The organism is Leclercia sp. M50 (assembly GCF_037150775.1).
Classification (GTDB): Bacteria; Pseudomonadota; Gammaproteobacteria; order Enterobacterales; family Enterobacteriaceae; genus Enterobacter.
In genome coordinates this window covers 22,056-47,771 of the sequence record NZ_JBBCPK010000003.1, presented here as the reverse complement: position 1 = coordinate 47,771, position 25,716 = coordinate 22,056, and the positions used below count along the sequence as shown (strand labels likewise).

The following is a 25,716-nucleotide window of genomic DNA, read 5'->3' as shown; positions in this document are numbered from 1 at the left end:
CACCCGGTCTCTTCGCGCGGCGGATTGCTCAAACTGTCGTGATTTTGCTACGACGATAATCGCTACGATATTTTGAAGGCGATATGCCGGTTACCCGGCGAAATGCTGAGGCAAAATGGCTGGGGCTGTTGTAACCCACGGTCAGGGAGATACTGATAATGGAATCATCTGTTTCGGAAAGCAGGCGACGGGCCTCTTCCATCCGCAGCCGGATAAAATAGTGGGAAGGCGAAAGCCCGGTAGACTGCTTAAAGACGCGGCTGAAGTGGAATTCGCTCAGTCCGGTCAGACAGGCCAACCGCGCCAGGTCAAAGGGCTGAGCCAGATCGTCACGCATCGCCTTAAAGACCCGGTGTAATTTAAACGCCTGCAGGCCGCCGCGATGCCGCTTCGCATCGGTCCGGTAAGTACGTGCCAGATGGACCGCCAGCGCCTGGGCGATACCCTGAATAAACGGGCCGCTGGGCTGATTTTGCTGGTAAAGCTCCGCGCGTATATGTTCCAGCAAAGCGGACAGCGTTTCGTCCCGCTCTCCGGAGACTTCGCGCAATTCAACGCCCTGCATCATGGCTACGCCAATATAGACGTGCATTACGATGAACGGCGCGCCCGGCTCGGCTCGCCATCTCATTTCGGTGGGCGAATCTGCCGTAGTGAGAAAAAAATCCCCTGCGACAACGGGGTTTGCTATCCATCCTTCTCCCGGGGAGCGTTCTTCAACCAGGGCACAGCCTGAAAGTATCCACACAATGAAGGGCTCCGGCACGGCGGGAATAATAATCTTTTCCTGGACCTGGCGACGCGTCAGGATTTGGACAAATACATCCCGGGAGGAGAGCGCCCGGTGTTCCTTCTGCAACTCCCCGGGAATGTATTCTTCGAATGTCTCTGCGGAAGTACGCTGGGTCATGTTAATCGACTATGCCAGTTTTACCAGGTTCAGGGCTGGCAGAGGACCGCCAGGGAACTGTTGCAGATGACCACCCGTTTCAAGGCTGCCTAAATCTATAGTGGCGAAGCCCATTCGCGCGGCCAATGCTTCCACTTCGGATTTCGCCCCGGCATCGTCTCCAGAGATAAACACGACGCGGCGTCCGCCCGCCTGGGCCGGATCCTGCGCCAGCACGCTGGCCAGAAGCGTGTTGAAGGCTTTGACGACGCGGGCGCCGGGTGCCCACTGCGTCATCACCTGGCTGGAATTTTTTCCACCCAGTTCGGCCAGGGTAAAGCCGGGTAAAATCACCGGATTGGTGGCATCAATCAGGATACGTCCACTCCAGTTTAGACCGCTTAGCGCGGCTTCGGTGCTGCTCCAGTTGGTGCTTACAAAAACTATCCCGGCTTCAGCCGCTTGCTGCACGGTACCCGCGCGAGCCCTGTCGCCTAACGCGTTCACCACTTCCGCCAGGCTGTCGGGGCCACGGCTATTGCTCAGAATAACGTTCAGCCCGGCATTGACAAGCTGTCTGGCAAAAGCCTGCCCGATGGCGCCAGCGCCAATAATACCCACGGTTTCTGTTTTCATCGCTTGTTTCCTTAAATGTATGGTTGAGAAGCTGACCAAATAGTAATCATCGCCATTCCATCTGTGTAGCCTATATAATTAGATGGATCCCATCTAACGGAGCGATACATGCTTGACGGTATGTCTATTGATCAACTGCGTACGTTTATTGCCGCAGTTGATGAGGGCAGTTTCTCGGCCGCTGGGCGCAAATTACGGCGGGCGCAGTCGGTCGTCAGCGCGACGCTGGCGAACCTTGAGTCTCAGGTTGGCTTTCCGTTGTTTGAGCGAACGGGGCGCTATCCCAGACTGACGGAGGCGGGGCTTGCCCTGCTGGAGTCAGCGCGTATTGCAACGGCGGGAATGGACGCGTTCAAGGCTAAGGCACGCACCCTGGCTGAAGGGCTGGAGCCTGAACTTGTGGTATCCGTGGATGTGATGTTTCCTGTTGAAAAATTGACTGCCGCGGTGCAAGCCTTTCAGCAGGCCTTTCCTGCTACGCCCTTGCGTCTGTACGTGGAGGCGTTGGGTGGGGTACTTCAGCCTTTACTGGCCGGTAGCTGCCGGGTGGCGGTAATCGGCTCGCTACCCGATTTACCTGCGGGTTGTGCAGCTGAGTATCTTCTCAGCGTAGGCGCCGTAGCCGTGGTATCGCCAGATCATCCGCTGGCTAGAATAGCCAGCCCTCTCCTTCGTTCGGTTGTGCAGGAGCAGGTGCAACTGGTGTTGGCCGATCGTTCCACGCTCACTGCGGGGCGCAACTTCGGCGTTATGTCGGGCAAGACATGGCGTATAGGGGACATGGGAGCGAAGCATGCATTCTTACGCGCGGGGCTGGGTTGGGGCTATATGCCTTTGCCAATGGTTGAGGAAGATCTTGCCAGCGGTCGGCTGGTCGCTTTGAATTTACAGATGCAGCCTGACGTTGGCGCGGGATTTTCAATGTACGCCGTACATTTGAGGGAATACCCTCCAGGCCCGGCCGGACGCTGGTTTATCAATAAGCTCAAAGCGCAGGCAAATGAATAAGGTGAATTAGCGATCTGACAACCAGGCCGGCGATGGTCATAAAAAAACCAGACCCTGGTCTGGTTTTTATCGCTGGAACTAGGTGTACATCATTGGCCAGTCCGGTGGCGTATGGCTCATTGCCTCAACCATGATCGTTTTAACGTTATTCCAGACCGCGGCCATATCCAGCAGGGTGATGCCCAGCAGGCCGGTGGCAAACCAGCATGCCGCCGCCAGACCCAGACAGGTGCTGATCACCGCCAGTACTGCGTAATCCGACTTTTTAAACTGAACGTTCAGGGTGCTGGCCAGAAACATCAGCACCGCGCTCAACAATTCCCAGCGTGCAAAGACAACACCGGTGGTAATAGCTGCCATAAGACCGATCCTCAAAGATATCCGCCGCCGGGTATAGCGCGACGTTGCCCGGACGTGGCAAACTGGCTATCGGCAAGCTCAGACTGACAAAATGAAACGATGTTTTGCGTTACATCAGATGTGTGAACTATATCACATTTGTTCTTTTATTCGCCAGTGGGCAAATGCATGAAAATGGCCTTTTTTAACCCTTTATTTAATACGGTTATAGGGCCGCAGGAATATATCTTTAATCAGCTAATTGCTCGGGTTGCGGTAACTTTATCGATAATTCATTGAGATAAGAAAACGTGTACAGGTAACCTGTGGTTGTACAATATTTACAGCCTCAGGCCTATGGATTATGCTTCATCCGGTTACGTAATTAGCCCGTAATAAATAAATCAGGCTTTTACTGGTTATTATTTGCTGTACTTTTAATTTTACACACACATCTTTTTTCGACAGGATCAGACAGCCGTAATAATAGATGCTGGCTGCGTATCCTTTCACTCCTGATTTATTCGTTGCGACATTTTTTATCTCGTTAAATGAGCGACGAATAAAACGATGAAGCAAGCAAATCGAGAGAATATAAATGACAGTACGCGGGCTCTGCACGCATTAGCTAAATTAATGCCAAAATTATCGTCGCAGCAAACCTTAACGGATCTTCTGCAGACGATTAATCATACCTTTGGCGCCCAGACCAGCTGGGTAATGGTGGAGGACGATGCGGGTCAGCAGCAGGTGGTCAGCGTCGGTGAATTAACCTGCCATTCCTCAGAAATTAAAGCCTTTCTTTCCAGCACGTTATTGCAGCGTCACCACCGCGCATGGCGGGTCATCTGTTGGAAAGAGAAGACCGGTACGCTTTTATTTCCTGCCATGCATCCGGGACACAGGCAACTACAGTGTGGCGTGCTGTATAAATTGTCGCTGCAACAGGATCGCTGCAACGGCTACTTCTTCCTCGGCTTTGCGCAACCGCAAAGCAGCATCACCGTGCTGAAACAGGTGGTGGTGATCCTGGTCGAAAAACTGAAGGACTATTTGACCGGCCTCGTTGCCCGTGAGCGCACGGCAAAAGAGATGCAGCGGGTGATCACCCAGTATAAAACCCTGTTTGAGCGGGCGCCGGTACTGATGAACTCCTTTGACCGCCATAGCCGCTGCGTATTGTGGAATGCCGAGTGCGAAAAGGTGTTTGGCTGGACGATGGTGGAGATCAACGCCCATGCCGATCCGCTGGCGCTCTTTTATCCAGACCCGGAGGAGCGCCGCCGGGTGCACGAGTCGGTGAATACCACCCCGCTGAACGATATGTACGAATGGCATCCGCTACGTCGGGACGGGGTTCAGCTGACGATCCTGTGGTCGAATATCTCTCTGCCGGACGGCTCAATCCTCAATATCGGGCTCGATATTACCGCGCGTAAAAAAGCGGAGCAGCAGCTGGAGATGAAGGCGACCACCGACGATCTGACACGCTGTCTGAATCGCTCTGCCATCCTGCAGCAGATTGGCGCTGCCCTGGAGGCCTGCCAGCGCGAAGAGGCGGATAGCCACTTCTCTGTCATGATGCTCGACCTGGATTTCTTTAAACAGATTAATGATAAGTGGGGGCATCTGGTGGGTGATGCTGCGCTGATGCATTTTTGCGACTGCCTGCGGAGGGTGATCCCCTCGGGGGCAGCGCTGGGCCGGGTAGGGGGAGAGGAGTTTTTACTGCTGCTGCCAAAGACCCGCAGTGACGCGGCGGTGCAGCTCTCCATGGTGCTCCGTCAGGCGCTCTCTCTCACGCCGCTCAAGGTCGGCAGCCGCACCTTAACACTCTCTTTCAGTGCGGGCGTGGTGGAGGTGAATGGAAAACCACGCGATACCTCATCACTACTCATTAGCGCAGATAAGGCACTTTACGATGCCAAGCGCGGCGGAAGAGGTAAAACAATCGTCGCGGTTGATTATTTATAAATCACTTCAATCATCCTGACGGGTTAAATAGCACAAAATTTCATGATGAAGTTGCGCTTTTTTCATTCTGTAGGTAGTTTGGCTTAATCGACGATTTTCTGTTGAGTTATCCGGGAGCCTGGCTTCCTGGATCGGTAATTATTTAACTTAATAAACACGAAACGAATACTTTCAGTTTGGCTTACGGACAAATATTATCGGCATAACTCAATATTAGGTTATTGTCGTTAAAAGTCAGTTGCTAACTTCGCATGATTCATGCAACGTAATCACCTGTTTAGCAAAGCATCCGGCCTTCATGACTACAGGCACATAAAAAGCAGGGATAATAGGGCGGAAATGAATCGTAACGCACGGGACAAGGTGCTGAGGATAGTCGGGGTTATCATGGTAGTTTTGCTACCTGTGATGCTTGCGCTATGGTTTGCTCAGCAACGCGCGGTCAACGAAACAAGCAGTCAACTTCGCTCATTTGCCGCACTCGCTTTAGACAAAACCGAACTGGTTATTCAGCAGGTTGAGCTGGCACGTCAGGCGGCTGAAAAATACTCGGGTAATATTTGTACACCGGAACACCGACAATATATGTTAAATATTGTCCGGGGCCGACTCTACATTGCCGACCTGCTGTACGCCGAAGGTAAAGAGTTTCTCTGCTCAACAACCAGCACGCCTGAAAACCCCTATTTAATTTCTGCTGCCAATTACCAACGCGCGCCTGACGTCTCTATCTATTATTACCGCGATACGCCATTTTATGCGGGATATAAAATGACCTATATGCAGGTCGGTAATTATGTGGTGGTGGTTAATCCTCTGACCTATAGTGAAGTCATGTCATCCGACCGCTCCCTGGCGTGGGGGGTATTTGATACGGTGAACAACGACTTTTTCTCCATTAGCGAACAGGCAAAAGAAAATGCCTTAAAAAAGCTGATTGGCGATAACGAAGCTATATTCCAGAAAGAAGGTCGTTTTTACACTATTGTTCGCTCCGAGAAACGCCCGATTGCCGCGATTGTTTCGACCACTAATCAGCGTTTCTATGAAGTTCTCTATTATCAGGCAACGTTAACCCTGCCGCTGGGCATGATCAGCAGTATTATCATTTTACTGATGTGGTCGCGGACGCGACGCGAATTTAATTCACCAGGCCGCTTATTGCACCGGGCATTAAATAAAAGACAACTATGCCTGCATTACCAGCCGATTATCGACATAAAAACAAATGCGTGTGTCGGCGCAGAAGCGCTGTTGCGTTGGCCTGGTTTTAACGGTCCGGTAATGAGCCCGGTAGAGTTTATCCCGCTGGCAGAAAAAGAGGGGATGAGCGAACGCATCACCGATTATGTGGTAGAAGAAGTCTTCAGCGATCTGGGCCATTTCCTGGCCTGTAACCCGCATCTCTATATCTCCATTAACCTCTCGGCAACGGACTTCCACTCTTCACGCCTGATTGCGATGATCACCGATAAAGCCCGGCACTATAATGTGCGGGCCCAGCAGATCAAAATTGAAGTGACGGAGCGCGGTTTCATTGATGTTCCCAGGACCACGCCGGTGATCCAGGCATTCCGCCAGGCGGGATATGAAGTGGCGATTGACGATTTTGGTACCGGCTATTCCAACCTGCACAACCTCTACTCGCTGAACGTGGATATCCTGAAAATCGACAAGACCTTCATCGATACGTTGACCACCAACAGCACCAGCCATCTTATCGTCGAGCACATTATCGAAATGGCCCAAAGCCTGCGCCTGAAAACCATTGCGGAAGGGGTAGAAACCGTGGAGCAGGTGATGTGGTTGAACAAGCGCGGCGTTCAGTATTGCCAGGGCTGGCACTTTGCCAAGGCGATGTCACCGCAGGATTTCATGACCTGGCAACATCAGCCCGTCGCGGCAGCCCTTGCTCATAGCCACTAGTTAAGCTGATGGCGATAGTCGCTGGGGGTGCGATCAAATTCGCGGCGGAAGACGCGGGAGAACGTCTGCTGGGAGACATATCCCAGATCCATGGCGATATCAAAAATGGGCCGCTGGGTGGTGCGTAACGCCTGGGCAGCCAGCAATAATCTGCGTTGACGAATGTATTCGCCCAGCGTCTGGTGCGTGACGGCGCGGAACATTCTCTGTAAGTACCACTTCGAGTAACCCGACTTCTTCGCCACCACATCAATACTCAAAGGTTGATCGATATGGTCATCCATCCATTCAATAAGTGTCTGAATAATTTGTTGATGTGACATAGAGCAGCCTCTCTCTGGATACACCTGTATCGGTTGATTCGTCGTTTTGTCTGCGGGCGAGTATAATTCCTCAAGTTAACTTGAGGTAAAGAGGTTTTATGGAAAAGAAATTACCGCGGATTAAACCGCTGCTGTCGCCGGGCGAGGTGGCAAGGCGTAGCGGTGTGGCGGTCTCTGCGCTGCACTTCTATGAAAGCAAAGGGTTAATTAAAAGCATCCGCAACGCCGGCAACCAGCGCCGCTATACCCGTGACGTGCTGCGCTATGTGGCGATCATTAAGATTGCCCAGCGTATTGGCATCCCGCTGGCCACCATTGGCGAGGCGTTTGGCATCCTGCCGGAAGGGCATACCCTGAGCGCAAAGGAGTGGAAGGCCCTCTCTTCCCAGTGGCGCGATGAGCTGGACCGGCGCATTCACACTCTGGTGGCGCTGCGCGATGAGCTGGATGGATGTATTGGTTGCGGATGCCTGTCGCGCAGCGACTGCCCGCTGCGTAACCCTGGCGATAAGCTGGGCGAACAGGGTACCGGCGCGCGGCTGCTGGAAGAGGATTAGCCGGACATATAAAAAACTAAAGCGCCACAACAGGGCGCTTTAGTTATTCCCGGTCTTTGTCTTTCTCTCTATCCCGCTGGTTCACAGGAGGGTTTCCCCCGACATCAACACCCCTCAGTCGAGCATCTGGTGGAGGTTCCGGCTTGTGCTGACACTTTAAGTCTAGGCCGCAGCCTTAGCTTTGCCAGCCTCATCGCGCAAAAACTCGGCAAAATTTTTTCGCCAGGTTGTGCAATTTTCTATAGTTAGTGGATACGCCTGACTGGAGATAACAATGATAACGGTCCACCACCTCAATCAGTCCCGATCGCAGCGCGTGCTCTGGGCGCTGGAAGAGCTCTCTCTGCCTTACCAGATCGTTCGTTATCAGCGGGATAAGACCATGATGGCCCCCGCCACGCTGCGTAAAATCCACCCGCTGGGAAAATCCCCGGTGCTGGAGGATAACGGCCTGATCCTGGCGGAATCGGGCGCTATCCTCGAATATTTGCAGGAAACTTACGATCCCGGGGGGCAGATGAAGCCGCAGGAGCGTGAGCTAAAACTGCAATACCGTTTCTGGCTCCATTACGCAGAAGGCTCGTTAATGCCGCTGCTGCTGATGAAGCTGGTCTTCGCCAGCCTCGGTAAACCGCCCGTCCCGTTTGGCCTGCGAACGCTCGGCAAGGTGCTGGGGCAGGGGGTAGAGAAGGCTTATCTTAACCGCCAGCTGGAAACGCATGCCCGCTTTCTGGAGTCCTCGCTGGAGAAGCATCGCTGGTTCGCCGGGGATCATCTCAGCATGGCGGACGTGCAGATGAGCTTTCCGGTCTTCGCCCTGCTGGAACGCGGCGGCATAGATAATCTTCCCCGCCTGCAAAACTGGAAGAAAAATGTCGAAATGCGTCCGGCCTGGCAGCGGGCGATCCAGCAGGGCGGGCCGTTCGAGATCCCCGGCGGGTCCTGAAATTGTTATCAAATTGCCATTCACGATAACGTTTGCGCATACTCTGTTCACTTCTTCACCGCCTCGCACGCATTTTAGCGAAAAACGTCAAAGTTAAGTTGAAAATGCCCGCATTGAGGACGGATAATCGTTTGCCTTCATTTCGACACCCGTTTTGTCAGCGCAAAGCTAAACGTTTGCTTTTTTATGACTCCCCTTTTTGTCATAAACGCAGCACAAGGATATGACGTTTAGCGGGTCGTGGAGTGTCCGTCACGCTGACAGACGACAATTATAATTTTCAGGGGATGTTTTCTATGTCTACGCCATCTGCGCGTACCGGCGGTTCACTCGACGCCTTTTTTAAAATTTCTGCCCGCGGCAGCACCGCGCGTCAGGAGATCGTTGCCGGTCTGACGACGTTCCTGGCGATGGTCTACTCGGTGATCGTGGTGCCGGGCATGCTGGGTAAAGCTGGTTTCCCACCGGCGGCGGTCTTTGTCGCCACCTGTCTGGTTGCCGGTGTCGGCTCCATCGTGATGGGCCTGTGGGCTAACCTGCCGCTGGCGATCGGCTGTGCCATCTCGCTGACCGCTTTTACCGCGTTCAGCCTGGTGCTGGGTCAGCAGATCAGCGTGCCGGTTGCGCTGGGCGCCGTGTTCCTGATGGGTGTGCTGTTTACCATTATCTCTGCCACCGGTATCCGTAGCTGGATCCTGCGCAACCTGCCGCAGGGCATCGCCCACGGGACGGGGATTGGTATCGGTCTGTTCCTGCTGCTGATTGCCGCCAACGGCGTGGGTCTGGTTATCAAAAACCCGCTGGACGGTCTGCCGGTTGCGCTGGGTAATTTCGCCAGCTTCCCGGTGATCATGTCGCTGATTGGCCTGGCGGTGATCATTGGTCTGGAAAAACTGAAAGTGCCGGGCGGCATCCTGCTGACCATCATCGGCGTCTCCATTGTCGGCCTGATTTTCGATCCTGCCGTACACTTCTCCGGCGTATTCGCCATGCCATCCCTGAGTGACGAAAACGGCAACTCGTTGATTGGCAGCCTGGATATCGTAGGGGCGCTCAACCCGGTCGTGCTGCCAAGCGTGCTGGCGCTGGTGATGACCGCGGTCTTCGATGCCACCGGTACCATCCGCGCGGTAGCCGGTCAGGCTAACCTGCTGGATAAAGATGGCCAGATTATCGACGGCGGCAAAGCGCTGACCACCGACTCCCTGAGCAGCGTCTTCTCGGGTCTGGTCGGGGCGGCACCTGCTGCGGTGTATATCGAATCGGCGGCGGGTACGGCGGCAGGCGGTAAAACCGGTCTGACGGCGATTACCATCGGCGTGCTGTTCCTGCTGATCCTGTTCCTCGCGCCGCTCTCGTATCTGGTGCCGGCTTACGCCACCGCCCCTGCGCTGATGTATGTGGGTCTGCTGATGCTGAGCAACGTGGCGAAGATTGATTTTGCCGATTTCGTCGACGCAATGTCCGGCCTTATCACCGCGGTATTTATCGTGCTGACCTGTAACATTGTTACCGGCATCATGATTGGTTTTGCCTCGCTGGTGATTGGCCGTATCGTCTCAGGCGAATGGCGTAAACTGAACATCGGTACGGTGGTGATTGCCGTCGCGCTGGTGGTCTTCTACGCGGGCGGCTGGGCTATCTAAGCCATATGCGGCGTAAAAAGACGGGTGGCTCAGGCCGCCCGTCTTTATTTTCAGGACACATCTCGTTGTCTTATGCGTTACTCTGGGAAAGGTACATTAAGGCACGATGCCAGTGGCCTAAACGAACAGAATTATCGCAAACAGGGAACGCATGGAAATTTTCTTCACAATACTCATCATGACCCTTGTGGTCTCACTTTCCGGGGTAGTTACCCGCGTACTGCCCTTTCAGCTACCGCTGCCGCTCATGCAGATTGCCATCGGTGCTCTGCTGGCCTGGCCGACGTTCGGATTGCATGTCGAGTTTGATCCGGAACTGTTTCTGGTGCTGTTTATTCCTCCTTTGCTTTTTGCCGACGGCTGGAAAACGCCCACGCGCGAGTTTCTTGAGCACGGGCGCGAGATCCTGGGTCTGGCGCTGGCGCTGGTGGTGGTCACCGTGGTGGGGATTGGCTTTCTCATCTACTGGGTGGTGCCGGGGATCCCGCTGATACCAGCCTTTGCACTGGCGGCGGTGCTGTCGCCAACGGATGCCGTGGCGCTCTCCGGCATCGTCGGTGAAGGGCGCATGCCGAAAAAAATCATGGGCATCCTGCAGGGTGAGGCGCTAATGAACGACGCCTCCGGCCTGGTGGCCCTGAAGTTTGCCGTTGCCGTGGCGATGGGTACCATGATTTTTACCGTCGGCGGCGCCACCGTAGAGTTCTTGAAAGTGGCGATTGGCGGTATCCTCGCCGGGTTTGTGGTGAGCTGGCTGTATGGCCGTTCGCTGCGCTTCCTCAGCCGCTGGGGCGGTGATGAACCCGCCACGCAGATCGTACTGCTGTTCCTGCTGCCATTCGCCTCTTATCTGATTGCCGAGCACATTGGCGTGTCGGGCATTCTGGCGGCGGTGGCCGCGGGGATGACCATCACCCGTTCCGGCGTGATGCGTACCGCGCCGCTGGCGATGCGCCTGCGTGCCAACAGCACCTGGTCGATGCTGGAGTTTGTCTTTAACGGCATGGTCTTCCTGCTGTTGGGCCTGCAGCTGCCGGGCATTCTTGAGTCTTCGCTGGTGGCGGCAGAGGCCGACCCGAACGTCGACACCTGGATGCTCTTTACCGATATCGTGCTGATTTATGCCGCGCTGATGCTGGTGCGTTTCGGCTGGCTGTGGACGATGAAAAAATTCAGCGTCCGCTTCCTGAAAAATAAACCGATGGAGTTTGGCTCCTGGACGACCCGTGAACTGCTGATTTCCACCTTTGCGGGCGTGCGCGGGGCGATCACCCTGGCCGGTGTGCTCTCCATTCCGCTGCTGTTGCCGACCGGCGATGTCTTCCCGGCCCGCTACGAGCTGGTGTTCCTGGCCGCCGGGGTGATCTTGTTCTCGCTGTTTGTCGGCGTGGTGATGCTGCCCATCCTGCTGCAACACATGGAGGTGGGCGATCACGTCCAGCAGCATAAAGAGGCGCGTATCGCCCGGGCGGCCACCGCGGAAGTGGCGATTGTCACCATCCAGAAGATGGAAGAGCGCCTGGCGGCCGATACCGAAGAGAACCTCGATACCCAGCTGCTGAAAGAGGTGAGCTCGCGGGTCATTGGTAACCTGCGCCGCCGCGCGGATGGCCGAAATGACGTAGAGAGCTCGCTGCAGGAAGAGAACCTGGAGCGTCGCTTCCGCCTGGCCGCGCTGCGCGCCGAACGTGCGGAGCTGTATCATCTGCGCGCCACCCGGGAGATCAGCAACGAGACGCTGCAAAAACTGCTGCACGATCTCGATCTGATGGAAGCGCTGTTGGTTGAGAAGCCGTAGTGGTTGATTGCCCGGTGGCGCTGCGCTTACCGGGCCTGGTAAACCGTAGGCCGGGTAAGGCGACGCCGCCACCCGGCGCTATTCTCCCACCCAAAACCCTTCACAACATTTCAACCACGCCTGAGCGCTGTGCGACAGATAGACCCCTTCCCGCCAGATCATCCCCAGCTGCCAGTGCAGATCGCTCTGGAGCGGGATCCAGCGCAGGGTCTTTTTATCCAGCCGTTCGCAGATGGGCTGCGGCAGGATGGCAATTCCCACCCCCGCCTGCACCATGGCGGCCAGAAAGTCCCACTGCCCGCTGCGCACCGCGATACGCGGCTTAACGCCGTGCTGGTTGAACAGCTGCATCAGCTGGCGGCTGAGGGCAAAATCTTCGTTGTAGATCAGCAGCGGATGCTCGGCGAGGAGTTCAGGGTTGATGGCGTCGAGCGACAGCCAGCTGCCGGAGCGCGGCACCAGCACACAGAGCGGATGGCTGAACAGCGGCAGCGCCGTCAGACCGCTATCCTCTTCCACCGGCAGGGCGGTCATGGCCAGATCCAGCTCGCCGTTGATCACCGCCTGCTGGACGGTTAAGCCGCCAAATTCAGAAATTTTTAGCTCCACGCCGGGATAACGCTGGCGAAACAGGCCGATGGGTCCCGCCATCATCATTCCCACCATTGGCGGGATGCCGAGGCGCAGTATGCCCTTGTTCAGGTGGTTGATGTCGCCAAGCTCGGCCTCCAGCTGGCGAAACTCCGCCAGGATCGCCAGCCCGCGCTCAAACACCACGCGGCCTGTGTCGGTCAGCAGCAGCTTGCGCCCGTCGCGGATCAGTAGGGTACAGTTGAGTTCATCTTCGAGGTTTTTCAGCATTTTGCTGATGGTGGGCTGGGTAACAAAGAGCTTCTCCGCGGCGCGGGTAAAACTCTGCTGGCGGACCACTTCGACAAAGTAACGCAGCGTGCGTATGTCCATGACTATTCCTCGAAACTATACCTTTGATGATTTTAATTCATTTCAGTCAATTACGGGCGCTGACTATACTGGCGCTCCGTCTCATTTTGAGGAAATCCCCCATGACCGTGGCGTTAGGTCGCGTTACGCCTGCCGTCGTGCAACGACTCCAGGTACCGGTTCAGGTCCTGCTCTATGCCGCTATTTTTGTCTTCGCTGAATACCTTGTTCGCTGGCTCCATCTGCCGCTGCCGGCCAATCTGGTCGGCATGGTGCTGATGTTCAGCCTGATCCTCTGTCGCGTTATTCCTCTCAGCTGGGTGCGGGCGGGGTCGCGCTGGCTGCTGGCGGAGATGCTGCTCTTTTTCGTTCCGGCAGTGGTGGCGGTGGTCAATTACGTCCAACTGCTGATGGTGGACGGCTGGCGTATCTTTGCGGTGATCGCCCTGAGCACCCTGATGGTGCTGGGCGCGACCGCGTGGGTGGTGGATAAAGTCTACCGCTTTGAAATCAGCAGGCAGAAACATGACTAACTTTCAGGTCAGCGTCCTCTGCCTGGTGGTGACGCTGATTATCTATTTTGCCAACAAGCGCCTCTACCGCCGCTTTCGTAAACTGCCCCTGATGCCGCTGGTTTTCACCCCGATCCTGCTGGTGATGATGCTGGTGTGGGGGCATATCTCGTGGCAGAACTATATTGGCGAAGCGCACTGGCTGCTGTGGCTGCTGGGTCCGGCGACCATCGCCTTTGCGGTGCCGGTCTACGACAACCTCGCGGTGATAAAACGCCACTGGATGTCGCTCTCCGCCGGGGTGATCACCGCCACGGTGGTGGCCGTCACCAGCTCGGTCTGGCTGGCGCGGTTGTTTACCCTGTCGGACGAGATCCAGCGCAGCCTGGCGGTACGCTCCGTCACCACGCCCTTTGCCCTGGCGGCGGCAAAACCGCTCGGCGGACAGCCGGATCTGGTGGCGCTGTTCGTGGTGGTCACCGGGGTGTTTGGTATGGCGGTAGGGGACATGCTTTTTCTGCGCCTCTCCATTCGCGAAGGGATGGCGAAAGGGGCCGGGTTTGGCGCGGCCTCCCACGGGGCGGGCACCGCGCGCTCCTACGAGCTGGGCCAGCAGGAGGGCGTGGTGGCAAGCCTGGTGATGATGCTCTCCGGCGTGTTGATGGTGCTGGTGGCCCCGCTGGTGGGCTGGCTGATGTTCTGAGCCGTTTTCTGCCGGGTGGCGCTGCGCTTACCCGGCCTACAAAGACCGTAGGCCCGTGCAAGCGCAGCGCCGCCGGGCAATACTCTAACGGTTAAGTCTGCGCACAATCCGCTCCACCTTCTGGCGGAAATCCGCCGCGACCTGAGCGGGTGCCTGGCCCTGCTCCAGTTTTTCCCGCGCCGAGGTGAACTGGTCGATCACCTGTAAATCCTCGATATAGGGCGTGGCGACGACCGTGGTATGCAGCGATTGCGCCTGGCGTAGCCCGGCAATCACCGGATCCTGCGGGTCAATCACCCCTTTCTCCGTCAGCTGCGCCTCCGCCGCCTTGTTGAGCGGAATGCCGCGCTCCAGCCCAAGGGCCTCCACCGACTGCGGATCGTTAAGCAGGTAATTCACCAGGATTGCCGCCTCTTTCGGATGTTTAGTGGATTTTGCCACCGACAGCATCTGTGCCGTTTTGAAGTAGACCCCGGACTCCTCTGTGCCGGGCTGCATCACGTAATCGCCCAGCACCAGTTTCGCCGGTGGCGTCATGTTGTTGGCAAACATGCGAATGGTGATGTTCCAGGTGAAGAGCCCGCCCCACTCACCGTTAATCCACGGCTTCATCTCATAGAGGTTGCCCTTGCCGTAGGAAGAGAGGGTTTTGGGCGACGGCAGAACGTGGTCCTCGCTCAGACGTTTCACAAAATCGAAGGCCTCGACCCACTGCGCGTCGTTCCAGGCGAAGGTGCCATCACTGTTGAACATCGACTTCTGGTGGGTCTGCATCATGTACGCATTGAGCAGCAAAATGACATCCTGATCGACCATGGCGTAGGGGTAGTAGTTGTTGCCCAGCGTTTGCTGGAACGCTTTCCCGGCGGCAAAAAAGTCGTCCCAGGTTTTCGGATACGCCAGCCCGGCTTTCTGCCAGGTGACGTCGTTGTAGTAAAAGACCGGGGCGTTGACCGAAATCGGCAGGCCATTGAGCTTGCCTTTCACCGTGGTCGATTGCAGATCCTGCGCCTGGTACTGGCTTAAATCGAGCTCCGCTTTCAGCTTATTCAGGTCGTAATACCCTTCACCATTTTTGGAAAAGAGGATCAGCCAGGGCCAGTTGGTCTGCATTACGTCCGGCTCGGTGCCGCTCGCCATCTGGGTGGTCAGGCGCGAAAGATGCCCGTCCCAGCCGGTATATTCGGGCTTCACCTTAATCTCCGGATGCGCTTTTTCGAAGGCTTCCAGCGCTTTCAGTGTCGCCTGGTGGCGGCTGTTGCCACCCCACCACGACATGCGTAGTTCAACGGGCGATTGTGCCCAGACAGAGGTACAGGAAAATAACAGCGATGCGATAACACCTGAAACGAGTTTTTTCATTATTGTCTCCGGAACAGAGGCATAAATATTGTTATTAAACAGGTGAGTAACTGCACAATACTACCGGCGGTTCCGGCGCGGCAGCGGGCCGCGCCGGCGTGAGACGCTTAGCGTTTCGTCAGACGGGATACCAGCTCAAACTCCTTAAAGTTGACCGGACGCTGCTGCTGCATGGAGATATTGCCCGCAATGCCGGTGAGGATAGACATGGCCCCGGCACGGTGGTCGGCTGCGCGCTGCAGCGGATCGTGGCGTGGCGCGCCGAACAGGTCGGCCAGCATCGCGTTGTCGCCGCCGCCGTGCCCCCCTTCACCGAGGCTGAATTCCGCTTTCCAGGGTTCGGCAAACATCGGGAAGACGGTGAGGTCGCACTGCTCCAGGCTGCCCTCATTTTCCCGCTCTCCCCCGGCATTGACGTACGACTTCTCGACGATCTTCATCTCCAGACGCCCTTCGGTGCCGTTAAAGACCACGTTCAGCCCTTCCCACGGCAGGTAGGCATTGAGGGAGTAGGTGAGCTGAACCTGGTTCTGGTATTTCACCAGCACCGACATCGTATCTTCGATGGTGATCCCGTCGCTGAAGACGCTCTGGTCGCGGAAGTAGCGATCTTCGTGTTCGGCGTCCAGATAGAGCGCCTTAAGTTGCGCATTCTCTTCCATATGCAGCGCAAACGGGTCGTCTTTCGCGTCGGCAAAGCCGTGGGCGCGCGGGTAGAACCGGGTCACGCCGCGTTTCTCCGCATTCTCCCTGCCGTAGAACTGCAGGCTGCCTTCGGCGTAAACCCGTTCCGGGTAGCTGCCCAGCCAGAAATTCATCAGATCGAAGTGGTGGGTGGATTTATGCACCAGCAGGCCGCCGCTATTGCGCTTTTCCCGATGCCAGCGGCGGAAGTAGTCCGCGCCGTGTTCGGTGTTAAGCAGCCACTCGAAATGGACCGAGGTGACCTTGCCGATCGTCCCCTGCATCAGCAGTTCGCGCACTTTACTGTGGTGCGGCGCGTAGCGGTAGTTGAAGGCCACGCGCACGCTGCGGCCCGTCTCTTCAATGGCATCGAGTATGCGCAGGGCGCGCTGTTCGTCGATGGTCATCGGCTTTTCGGTGATCACATCGCAGCCGGCGTGCAGGGCGCGAACGATGTAGTCGTCATGGGTGCGGTCCATGGTGGTGACAATGACGACATCGGGCTGCGTCTCGCGGATCATCTCTTCAAACTGCGCCGCCTGCCAGGTGGAAACCGGATCCGCCCCTTCGTTTTTTAATAACTGATTGGCGTACTGCATACGCGTCTTGTTAGTATCACAGAACGCGACCAGTCTGGCATTTTCCCGCCAGGCGCCACCGATGGCGGAAATATATAAACCCGCGCGACCGCCGGTCCCGACCAGAGCATATTTTTTCATGGCATCCTCGATTAAATAACAGAATTAATATCAGCAGGTGACGCAATGAAACGTATTCCCCATCAACTGATGGAGCTGAACAGCACGTTTATCTGGCACTGGCCCTGGTTTATTCAGGGGGTGAAAAGCGCGAAACAGCACGGTTTCACTGGCATCATCCTGCACCAACAGGAACTGCTTTCAATACTTGCGACGCCCTCGCCGTTAAGCCAGAAACTCAACGTCGAGAACCTTATTCATCAGCAAAATTACGCCCTGCACTATTTAAAACGCGTCGACCGTTACCTGGCGGAAAATAATTTATCGTTCTGGCTTCAGGGTGAGGCCGCGCCCAATGACGACATTATTAAGCGTAAATTTCCGGAACTGACGTTCGACGAAAAGCACGCGCCCGATTTCTGGCACCCTTTTTATGCCGCGATACTGCATCCGCTTTTACAGGCGCTGCCCCATCTCGGCGGGCTTATTCTCAGCCTGACGACGCCAGACTTTCAGACCAGCCGCTGGCAGCAAAGCCTGCATGATGTCTGGAGCCTGCTGCGCGCCCAGGGAAAAAAGCTCATCCTGCGCGACTTCATTGACAACAGCTGGCCGCGACAGCAGCTCTCCGGCATTCTGGCGACGCTCCCGGACGACGTGCGCGCCTCGGTAAAAGCCACCGAGCTGGATTACCACCCCGGTTTTGCCAACCATCCCAACATCGCCACCCTGCCGGGGCATAAAAAGTGGATCGAGTACGATCTCTTCGGTATCGGCTACGGCTGGAGCGCACTGCCGTGCTATCTGGCCGATGAGATTGGTGGCCGCTTAAGCTGGGCGCTCAGCGCCACAGAAAACGAAATCGAAGCGATTACCTCCCGCGTGAGCTGGCAGTGGTTGCCCGACAGCCGGGTGATGGACTCCGTCAACGCCATCAACCTGTTTGGCCTCTCTGCCGCCAACCATGCCGCCGATGCCGCGCTGCCCGCTACCTTCGAGCGCTGGGCGGAACACCACCAGTTCGGCTTTCGCGCTTTGGCGGACAAACATCAGCTTTCGGCCATCCTCCACGCCAGCTACGACTGGCTGTGCAAAACGCCAAACTTCCTCGGACGGCGGTTGCACTACCAGAGCCAGATCCCGGAGAGCATTGCCCAGGCGCAGCAATTGCTCCATACGGACACCCGCAGCGCTAACTGGCTGCACGCCTGGCAGCCGCTGATGCCCGCCGACGATCCCGCCCTTGGCAAAGAGCAGCGTGAGCGGGTAGCGCTGGAAAAAGAGGCCGCCTGCTTCCTGGCGTCACGTACGCTGCACAACCTGCGTGAGCTGATGCCACGTATGACCTGCCCGGACGACACCCTGGCGATCCTGCTGGCCGCCTGGCGCAGCGCGGAGATTTACAGCCAGATGTTCTCTCACGTCGCCGCCGCCGTGACCGACGTCGTGTGGCTGGATCACTACGGTCCGCAAAGTCTGCCTGCCGACATCCTGAAGCAGCATCAGCAGCGGCTGCTGCACTTCAGCGACACCCTGGATCGCTGGCTGACAGATCCGCCCGCCAGCAGCCCGCTCTTCCTGCCGCTGTTGCTGAGCCCGGCGCGGCTGGAGCGCTTTGCCAGAAGCCTCGGCGAGTCGCTGTAACTAAAGAATAAAAACTGCGGTCGGGGTTGTCTGTATACAGCGGGTAGGGAAAGCGGGGGATCGGCGTGGAATCGGGAAAAGTGTGATGGACGTTGCGGATTGCAGATAAAGCCTGTGATCCGCATCGGCTTTTTCTGTTCTGGCGACGTGATAAACGTCACCAGAAGGGGAAAAAAATGTGTTCCCCGACCAGTGGCCGGGGAGGGGGTTTTAGTGCGCGCGGCCCTGTTCGACACCCAGGCCGGTTTGGGAGCGGATAAACTGGGCGCGGAACTTCTCGCGCTCCAGGTTGCCTTCCGGCGAGTTATCGGTTGCCGAGAAGACCCAGATGCCGATAAAGGCCACGGCGATGGAGAAGAGCGCCGGGTACTCATACGGGAAGATGGCGCTTTCGTGGCCGAGGATCTGCACCCAGATGGTCGGGCCGAGGATCATCAGGATCACCGCCGTCAGCAGGCCGAGCCAGCCGCCAATCATCGCTCCGCGGGTGGTCAGCTTCGACCAGTACATAGAGAGCAGAATGATCGGGAAGTTGCAGCTTGCCGCAATGGAGAAGACCAGCCCCACCATAAAGGCGATGTTCTGATTCTCAAACAGGATCCCCAACAGAATGGCGACGACCCCCAGGACCAGAACGGTGATTTTGGAGACCTTCAGTTCGTCGCGTTCAGAGGCGCCTTTACGCCAGACGTTGGCATAGAGGTCGTGGGAGACCGCAGAAGCACCCGCCAGGGTCAGGCCAGCCACCACCGCCAGAATCGTGGCGAAGGCCACGGCGGAGATAAAGCCGAGGAACAGGTTGCCGCCCACCGCGTCAGCCAGATGGACTGCCGCCATGTTGTTGCCGCCAATCAGCGCGCCCGCCGCATCCTTGAAGGCCGGGTTTGCACCCACCAGCATGATGGCGCCGAAGCCGATGATAAAGGTCAGGATGTAGAAGTAACCCATAAAGCCGGTGGCGTAGAAGACGCTTTTACGCGCTTCGCGCGCATCTGACACCGTGAAGAAACGCATCAGAATGTGCGGCAGGCCCGCGGTACCAAACATCAGGCCCAGCCCTAATGACAGCGCCGAGATCGGATCTTTCACCAGCCCGCCGGGGCTCATGATCGCTTCCCCTTTCGGGTGTACCGCCATCGCTTCGGTAAAGAGGTTATTAAAGCTGAAGCCGACATGCTTCATGACCATAAAGGCCATAAAGCTGGCGCCGAACAGCAGCAGTACCGCTTTGATGATCTGCACCCAGGTGGTGGCGAGCATGCCGCCAAACAGGACATACATCACCATCAGCACCCCCACCAGCACCACCGCGACATGGTAGTTCAGGCCGAACAGCAGCTGGATCAGCTTGCCGGCCCCCACCATCTGGGCAATCAGGTAGAGGGCTACTACCACCAGCGAGCCGCAGGCGGAAAGGGTACGAATCGGCCCCTGCTTCAGGCGATAGGAGGCCACGTCGGCAAAGGTATAACGCCCCAGGTTGCGCAGGCGTTCGGCGATCAGGAACAGGATGATCGGCCAGCCGACGAGGAAGCCCAGAGAGTAGATCAGCCCGTCGTAGCCGGAGGTATAGACCAGCGCAGAGATCCCCAGGAAAGAGGCCGCCGACATAAAGTCACCGGCGATGGCCAGCCCGTTCTGGAAACCGGTAATGTTGCCGCCCGCGGTGTAGTAATCGTTACGGGAACGCACGCGTTTCGACGCCCAGTAGGTGATGTACAGCGTCAGCACCACGAAGATCAGGAACATCACAATCGCCTGCCAGTTGGTCGGCTGGCGTTCAACCGCGCCGCCAATGGCATCGGCGGCATTTGCCGCGAGGGGGAGGGCGGCGGCAAGCGCCGTCAGGACTCTCTTCATGATGCTTTTACCTCGCGCAGTACCGCTTTGTTCAGACGGTCGAACTCACCGTTAGCGCGCCAGACGTAGACGCCGGTCAGCACAAACGAAACGACGATCACACCGATGCCGATAGGGATGCCGCGCGTGACGTTGGTGCCCGCATGCAGCGGCGTGCCCAGCCAGTGCGGCGCAAAAGCGATCAGCAGGATAAAGCCCACGTAGATGATCAGCATGATAATAGAGAGAATGAAGGCAAACCGTTGCCGTTTATCCACCAGCTCCCTGTAGTGCGCACTGTTCTCTATCTGCTGACAAATATTGTCATTCATCACAGAATCTCCAGAGGTATCCCCCTTCGGTTTTCACGCAGCCTGAGCAGTCACGTGCCTGCAACGCGAAATCCTATGGGGTGGTTTTTATATTCCCCTCTCCCTTGAAGGGAGAGGGCTAAGGTGAGGGTGTTACGATGGCATTGCGATGGCCTGCTTCTCTTCGAGCAGTTTGTCCACCACGCCAGGATCGGCGAGCGTAGAGGTGTCGCCTAAATTGCTGGTATCCCCCGCCGCAATCTTGCGCAGAATACGGCGCATGATTTTGCCGGAGCGGGTTTTCGGCAGCGAGTCGGTCCAGTGCAGCACGTCCGGGGTGGCAAGCGGGCCAATCTCTTTCCGCACCCAGTTACGCACTTCGGTATAGAGCTCGGGTGACGGCTCTTCGCCATGGTTTAAGGTGACGTAGGCATAGATCGCCTGGCCTTTGATGTTGTGTGGAATACCGACCACCGCCGCTTCGGCGATTTTCGGATGCGACACGAGGGCTGATTCGATCTCGGCGGTCCCCAGACGGTGGCCGGAGACGTTCAGCACGTCGTCCACGCGGCCGGTGATCCAGTAGTAGCCATCTTCATCACGACGCGCGCCGTCGCCGCTGAAGTACATATTTTTGAAGGTGGAGAAGTAGGTCTGCTCAAAGCGATCGTGATCGCCAAACAGGGTGCGCGCCTGACCCGGCCAGGAGTCGGTGATGACCAGGTTGCCTTCGGTGGCCCCTTCCAGCGGCGTGCCTTCGTTATCCACCAGCGCAGGCTGAACGCCAAAGAACGGACGGGTCGCGGAACCGGCTTTCAGCTGAGTGGCGCCCGGCAGCGGGGTGATCATGAACCCGCCGGTTTCGGTCTGCCACCAGGTATCGACCACCGGACATTTCTCGTTGCCGATCTTCTTCCAGTACCACTCCCAGGCTTCCGGGTTGATCGGCTCACCCACGGAACCGAGGATACGCAGGGAGGAGCGGTCGGTGCCTTCAATCGCCTTATCGCCTTCCGCCATCAGGGCGCGGATCGCGGTCGGGGCGGTGTAGAGAATATTGACCTGGTGTTTGTCCACCACCTGGCTCATGCGCGCCGGCGTCGGCCAGTTTGGCACCCCTTCAAACATCAGGGTGGTGGCGCCGCAGGCCAGCGGGCCGTACAGCAGGTAGCTGTGGCCGGTGACCCAGCCCACATCGGCGGTGCACCAGTAGATATCACCCTGATGATAATCAAAGACATACTTAAAGGTGGTGGCCGCATAGACCAGATAGCCGCCGGTGGTGTGCAGGACGCCCTTCGGCTTGCCGGTGGAGCCGGAGGTATAAAGGATAAACAGCGGATCTTCCGCATTCATCGCTTCCGGCTGGTGCTGGTCGCTGGCCTGTTCAATCAGGTCGCTCCACCAGAGGTCGCGCCCCTCATGCCATTCAATGGCGTTGCCGGTGCGCTTGAGCACAATCACACTGTTGACGCTGTTTACATTGGGGTTTTTCAGCGCGTCATCGACGTTCTTTTTCAGCGGAACGGCACGGCCAGCACGCACGCCTTCGTCGGCGGTGATCACCAGTTTGGAGCTGGAGTCGATAATGCGCCCGGCCACCGCTTCCGGCGAGAAGCCGCCAAAGATCACGGAGTGCACGGCGCCGATGCGGGCGCAGGCCAGCATCGCCACGGCCGCTTCCGGCACCATCGGCATATAGATGGCAACCACGTCGCCTTTCTTGATGCCCTGCGCCAGCAGCACGTTAGCAAAGCGGCAGACATCGCGGTGCAGTTCACGGTAGGTGATATTTTTGCTCTGGGTGGCGTCGTCGCCCTCCCAGATGATCGCCGTCTGGTCACCGCGCTCGGCGAGGTGGCGATCCAGACAGTTGGCGGCCAGGTTCAGCGTACCGTCTTCATACCATTTAATAGAGACGTTACCTGGGGCAAAAGAGGTGTTCTTGACCGTCTGATAGGGCGTGATCCAGTCAAGGATTTTACCCTGCTCGCCCCAGAAGGCGTCAGGGTTGGTGATGGAGTGTTGATACTTCTCCTGGTACTGCTCAGGGTTAATCAGGCAGCGGTCCGCAATATTTGCGGGAATGTCGTGTTTATGGACTTGGCTCATGGTTTTTGTTCTCCTTGTAGGATGTTAATAATATGTCGCAAAAACGTTAATTGTAGGGGCTTTGGCAGCTTTGTTTACTATTTGGGCGACAGATCACGCAAATGTTAAAGAGAACAAAAAACGCGCAAATGACACTTTGAAGGAAAATAATTGCTCTTGAAGATTATTTGCTTATATGGATAAAAAAGCGTTTTCATTACAAAAGGTTATTTATCATCACCAATATAAATTAGCGTAATGACCTTTTTTGTCAGTCAAATGCCTCGTTCTTAAAGGCTTGCGCAGCATGCCGTGCAAATGGTACTGATACCGCGCGTTAAAAAACCCCATAAATGAACGCAACACAATTCATACCCTTTCAGTATGTGTCGTCCCCTTCGTTTTACGAGTACGAACACTTCGTTGAGGAAGTCTCTTGTTATGAAAAATTTGAAAGTCAGCCTGGCCTGGCAAATTTTGCTGGCCCTTGTGCTGGGTATCTTGCTGGGTAGTTATCTGCATTATCACAGTGACAGCCGCGAATGGCTGATCGCCAACTTACTGTCACCGGCCGGCGATATCTTTATTCATCTGATCAAGATGATTGTGGTGCCGATTGTCATCTCGACGCTGGTGGTGGGGATTGCCGGGGTGGGTGACGCGAAGCAACTGGGCCGCATCGGCGCGAAAACTATCCTTTATTTCGAAGTGATCACTACGGTGGCCATTGTTCTCGGCATCACGCTGGCGAATCTGTTCCAGCCGGGGGCGGGCATTGATATGTCGCAGCTGGCGACGGTGGATATTTCGAAATACCAGAGCACAACCGCTGATGTGCAGAGCCACTCTCATGGCCTGATGGGGACGATCCTGTCGCTGGTGCCGACCAATATCGTGGCGTCGATGGCGAAGGGCGAAATGCTGCCGATTATCTTCTTCTCGGTGCTGTTTGGTCTGGGGCTGGCGTCGCTGCCCTCCGCCCACCGCGAGCCGCTGGTGACCGTGTTCCGCTCCATCTCTGAAACCATGTTTAAAGTGACCCACATGGTGATGCGCTATGCGCCGGTAGGGGTGTTTGCGCTGATCTCGGTGACGGTGGCGAACTTCGGTTTTGCCTCCCTGTGGCCGCTGGCGAAGCTGGTGCTGCTGGTGCATTTCGCCATCATCTTCTTCGCGCTGGTGGTGCTGGGCTTAGTGGCGCGCATGTGCGGGCTGAGCATCTGGATCCTGATCCGCATCCTGAAGGACGAGCTGATTCTGGCGTACTCCACCGCCAGCTCTGAAAGCGTGCTGCCGCGCATCATCCAGAAGATGGAGGCTTACGGCGCGCCGGCGTCGATCACCAGCTTCGTGGTGCCGACCGGCTACTCCTTTAACCTTGATGGCTCCACGCTGTACCAGAGTATCGCCGCGATCTTTATTGCCCAGCTGTACGGCATTGACCTCTCCCTGTGGCAGGAGATCGTTCTGGTGCTGACGCTGATGGTGACCTCGAAAGGCATTGCCGGTGTGCCGGGCGTGTCGTTTGTGGTGCTGCTGGCGACCCTGGGCAGTGTGGGTATTCCGCTGGAAGGACTGGCGTTTATCGCCGGTGTTGACCGTATCCTCGACATGGCGCGTACCGCGCTGAACGTGGTGGGTAACGCGCTGGCGGTGCTGGTGATTGCCAAGTGGGAACATAAGTTCGACCGTAAAAAAGCGCTGGCCTATGAGCGCGAGGTGCTGGGGCGGTTTGATAAGACGGCTGACCAGTAAAGTGAAAAGCCGGGTGACGCTTCGCTTACCCGGCCTACATCACCGTAGGCCCGGCAAACATAGTGCCGCCGGGCATTTACTCCCCGCTTAACGCATCAAACTCCTCACATCCGGTATCAAACCCTTCGCTACAGCTCAGATTCAACCAGTAGAGCGCCTTCTGTTTATTGGGGGTGATAAATCCCTCCTCGCCCTGCTTAAAGATCTGGCCCGCCCAGTACTCCGCATAGCCTGTGCGTGACAGCGTGGAGCTTTGCTTAAACCACCGCGCGGCCTGCACATCATCCTGCGCCACTTCCACGCCGTTGGCGTAGATCAGCCCCAGCAACTGCTGGGCATCAACGGCGGCGTCATCCTCGGTATTCTCTGCGACTTTATGCAGTAAGCTCAGCGCCTGCGGATAGTCGGTTTGCCCGGCCCGGGTATTGACCAGCAAACGCGCCAGCATCACCGCGCCCGGCGTGCTGCCCGCTACCGTGGCCTGCTGCGCCAGCCCTTTGGCCTGAGCTAAATCGCCGTGCTTAAACTTGATTTGCGACAGCAGCGCCATGGCATCGATGTCGCCGTTTTTGGCCGCTTTTTCGGCCCAGGTTTCGGCCTGCTTATCATCACCCGAGCTGTAATATGTTTCGGCAAGGTAATACTGGGCCCGGCTGTCGCCCGCCTCAGCCTGCTTCAGGTACTGGCCGCCAATCTCCTCGGCGCTCGCCAGAGAAGTAAAAAGGATCAACAACAGATAAAGAGTTTCATGCGTTATTTTCGTAGGAGTAGATACCGGGCAGTATAAGCGCGTGATGTGAAGAAAAAAATGGGTGCATTAAGACCTCAACCTCCCACAAGCCGGGCGGGTCTCCCCGCCCGCTGAAGTTAGCCTGCTGCGCAGGCTAATTTAGCCGCCACTTCGTGTTGTTCACTCTTTATTGTGAGTTCGCATAACTTACCGCGATTAATAAAGGCGAATATCACGATAGTCAGACAAATAATAACTATTATGCCTGCGACATATTTTAATGGCGTCATGCCCTTTACTCCTTGCTAACAAAAGAAGAAGGGGCTATCCTCAACTTGTTGGGTAGTTGAGGGATAGCCCCGGTTAATGGAAACATTTCCGGGGTTTTTCACTTTCTGTCCCT

The 25,716-nt window shown here is 56.6% G+C and carries 23 protein-coding genes; 11 read left to right on the top strand and 12 right to left on the bottom strand.

What is annotated here, in order from left to right; translation table 11 throughout:
- Positions 1-28 precede the first annotated feature (28 nt).
- Together WFM46_RS01220 and WFM46_RS01215 are read right to left on the bottom strand one after the other, a co-directional pair.
- Entirely contained in the window at positions 29-910 is an 882-nt protein-coding gene (locus WFM46_RS01220) for a helix-turn-helix domain-containing protein (protein ID WP_103177863.1), read from the bottom strand.
- Between the two features lie 9 nt (positions 911-919).
- Positions 920-1,564 (bottom strand): NADPH-dependent F420 reductase, encoded by a 645-nt coding sequence (locus WFM46_RS01215; RefSeq protein WP_255410823.1) that lies wholly within the window; start codon positions 1,562-1,564, stop codon positions 920-922.
- A gap of 69 nt (positions 1,565-1,633) precedes the next feature.
- Here WFM46_RS01215 and WFM46_RS01210 point away from each other — a divergent pair, with 69 nt between their 5' ends.
- Positions 1,634-2,533: a LysR family transcriptional regulator gene (locus tag WFM46_RS01210; protein WP_336996924.1), complete on the top strand. Its 900-nt coding sequence runs from the start codon at positions 1,634-1,636 to the stop codon at positions 2,531-2,533.
- 78 nt (positions 2,534-2,611) lie between these two features.
- Here WFM46_RS01210 and WFM46_RS01205 read toward each other — a convergent pair whose 3' ends face one another.
- Positions 2,612-2,893, bottom strand: coding sequence for a YjcB family protein (locus WFM46_RS01205; protein ID WP_103177866.1), 282 nt, complete (start codon positions 2,891-2,893; stop codon positions 2,612-2,614).
- A 549-nt stretch (positions 2,894-3,442) separates the two neighbouring features.
- Between WFM46_RS01205 and WFM46_RS01200 the strand changes: the two genes are divergently transcribed.
- Together WFM46_RS01200 and WFM46_RS01195 are read left to right on the top strand one after the other, a co-directional pair.
- Positions 3,443-4,846: a sensor domain-containing diguanylate cyclase gene (locus WFM46_RS01200; RefSeq protein WP_103177867.1), complete on the top strand. Its 1,404-nt coding sequence runs from the start codon at positions 3,443-3,445 to the stop codon at positions 4,844-4,846.
- A gap of 339 nt (positions 4,847-5,185) precedes the next feature.
- Positions 5,186-6,772 (top strand): EAL domain-containing protein, encoded by a 1,587-nt coding sequence (locus WFM46_RS01195; protein ID WP_325941192.1) that lies wholly within the window; start codon positions 5,186-5,188, stop codon positions 6,770-6,772.
- Here WFM46_RS01195 and soxS read toward each other — a convergent pair.
- Positions 6,769-7,095: a superoxide response transcriptional regulator SoxS gene (soxS, locus tag WFM46_RS01190; protein WP_103177869.1), complete on the bottom strand. Its 327-nt coding sequence runs from the start codon at positions 7,093-7,095 to the stop codon at positions 6,769-6,771. The genes WFM46_RS01195 and soxS overlap by 4 nt on opposite strands.
- A 98-nt stretch (positions 7,096-7,193) precedes the next feature.
- Between soxS and soxR the strand changes: the two genes are divergently transcribed.
- The 4 genes from soxR (at position 7,194) to WFM46_RS01170 (ending at position 12,042) form a co-directional block, all read left to right on the top strand.
- Positions 7,194-7,652, top strand: coding sequence for a redox-sensitive transcriptional activator SoxR (gene soxR / locus WFM46_RS01185; protein ID WP_103177870.1), 459 nt, complete (start codon positions 7,194-7,196; stop codon positions 7,650-7,652).
- Positions 7,653-7,926: 274 nt separating this feature from the next.
- Complete coding sequence (locus WFM46_RS01180; protein ID WP_159340260.1) at positions 7,927-8,598, top strand: glutathione S-transferase family protein; 672 nt, start codon at positions 7,927-7,929, stop codon at positions 8,596-8,598.
- A gap of 296 nt (positions 8,599-8,894) precedes the next feature.
- Positions 8,895-10,244 (top strand): guanine/hypoxanthine transporter GhxP, encoded by a 1,350-nt coding sequence (gene ghxP / locus WFM46_RS01175; protein WP_103177872.1) that lies wholly within the window; start codon positions 8,895-8,897, stop codon positions 10,242-10,244.
- 151 nt (positions 10,245-10,395) lie between these two features.
- Positions 10,396-12,042, top strand: a complete 1,647-nt coding sequence (locus WFM46_RS01170) for a Na+/H+ antiporter (RefSeq protein WP_336996923.1) — start codon at positions 10,396-10,398, stop codon at positions 12,040-12,042.
- A gap of 78 nt (positions 12,043-12,120) precedes the next feature.
- On the opposite strand, the gene WFM46_RS01165 is transcribed toward WFM46_RS01170, so the two are convergent.
- On the bottom strand, positions 12,121-13,005 hold the full coding sequence (locus WFM46_RS01165; protein ID WP_103177874.1) for a LysR family transcriptional regulator: 885 nt from the start codon (positions 13,003-13,005) through the stop codon (positions 12,121-12,123).
- A 101-nt stretch (positions 13,006-13,106) separates the two neighbouring features.
- On the opposite strand from WFM46_RS01165, the gene WFM46_RS01160 reads away from it, so the two are divergent.
- Positions 13,107-13,517, top strand: a complete 411-nt coding sequence (locus tag WFM46_RS01160; protein ID WP_336996922.1) for a CidA/LrgA family protein — start codon at positions 13,107-13,109, stop codon at positions 13,515-13,517.
- A complete protein-coding gene (locus WFM46_RS01155) occupies positions 13,510-14,199 on the top strand; it encodes an LrgB family protein (RefSeq protein WP_114316142.1) in 690 nt (229 codons plus the stop codon). The genes WFM46_RS01160 and WFM46_RS01155 overlap by 8 nt, the downstream gene beginning before the upstream one ends.
- Before the next feature lie 84 nt (positions 14,200-14,283).
- On the opposite strand, the gene WFM46_RS01150 is transcribed toward WFM46_RS01155, so the two are convergent.
- Entirely contained in the window at positions 14,284-15,561 is a 1,278-nt protein-coding gene (locus tag WFM46_RS01150) for an ABC transporter substrate-binding protein (protein ID WP_336996921.1), read from the bottom strand.
- Positions 15,562-15,668: 107 nt separating this feature from the next.
- Positions 15,669-16,964, bottom strand: a complete 1,296-nt coding sequence (locus WFM46_RS01145; protein WP_103177878.1) for a Gfo/Idh/MocA family protein — start codon at positions 16,962-16,964, stop codon at positions 15,669-15,671.
- A 45-nt stretch (positions 16,965-17,009) separates the two neighbouring features.
- On the opposite strand from WFM46_RS01145, the gene WFM46_RS01140 reads away from it, so the two are divergent.
- A complete protein-coding gene (locus WFM46_RS01140; protein WP_156653736.1) occupies positions 17,010-18,587 on the top strand; it encodes a hypothetical protein in 1,578 nt (525 codons plus the stop codon).
- Positions 18,588-18,797: 210 nt separating this feature from the next.
- On the opposite strand, the gene actP is transcribed toward WFM46_RS01140, so the two are convergent.
- The 3 genes from actP to acs all read right to left on the bottom strand — a co-directional run bounded on the left by actP (position 18,798) and on the right by acs (position 22,849).
- Positions 18,798-20,447, bottom strand: coding sequence for a cation/acetate symporter ActP (gene actP, locus WFM46_RS01135; RefSeq protein ID WP_336996920.1), 1,650 nt, complete (start codon positions 20,445-20,447; stop codon positions 18,798-18,800).
- Entirely contained in the window at positions 20,444-20,758 is a 315-nt protein-coding gene (locus WFM46_RS01130) for a DUF485 domain-containing protein (RefSeq protein WP_103177881.1), read from the bottom strand. The genes actP and WFM46_RS01130 overlap by 4 nt, the downstream gene beginning before the upstream one ends.
- A 132-nt stretch (positions 20,759-20,890) precedes the next feature.
- Complete coding sequence (gene acs / locus WFM46_RS01125; protein ID WP_103177882.1) at positions 20,891-22,849, bottom strand: acetate--CoA ligase; 1,959 nt, start codon at positions 22,847-22,849, stop codon at positions 20,891-20,893.
- 420 nt (positions 22,850-23,269) lie between these two features.
- On the opposite strand from acs, the gene gltP reads away from it, so the two are divergent.
- A complete protein-coding gene (gltP, locus tag WFM46_RS01120) occupies positions 23,270-24,583 on the top strand; it encodes a glutamate/aspartate:proton symporter GltP (protein ID WP_103177883.1) in 1,314 nt (437 codons plus the stop codon).
- 76 nt (positions 24,584-24,659) lie between these two features.
- On the opposite strand, the gene WFM46_RS01115 is transcribed toward gltP, so the two are convergent.
- Positions 24,660-25,319 (bottom strand): tetratricopeptide repeat protein, encoded by a 660-nt coding sequence (locus tag WFM46_RS01115; protein WP_336996940.1) that lies wholly within the window; start codon positions 25,317-25,319, stop codon positions 24,660-24,662.
- 131 nt (positions 25,320-25,450) lie between these two features.
- Positions 25,451-25,603: a Hok/Gef family protein gene (locus WFM46_RS01110; RefSeq protein WP_103177885.1), complete on the bottom strand. Its 153-nt coding sequence runs from the start codon at positions 25,601-25,603 to the stop codon at positions 25,451-25,453.
- Positions 25,604-25,716: the final 113 nt, after the last annotated feature.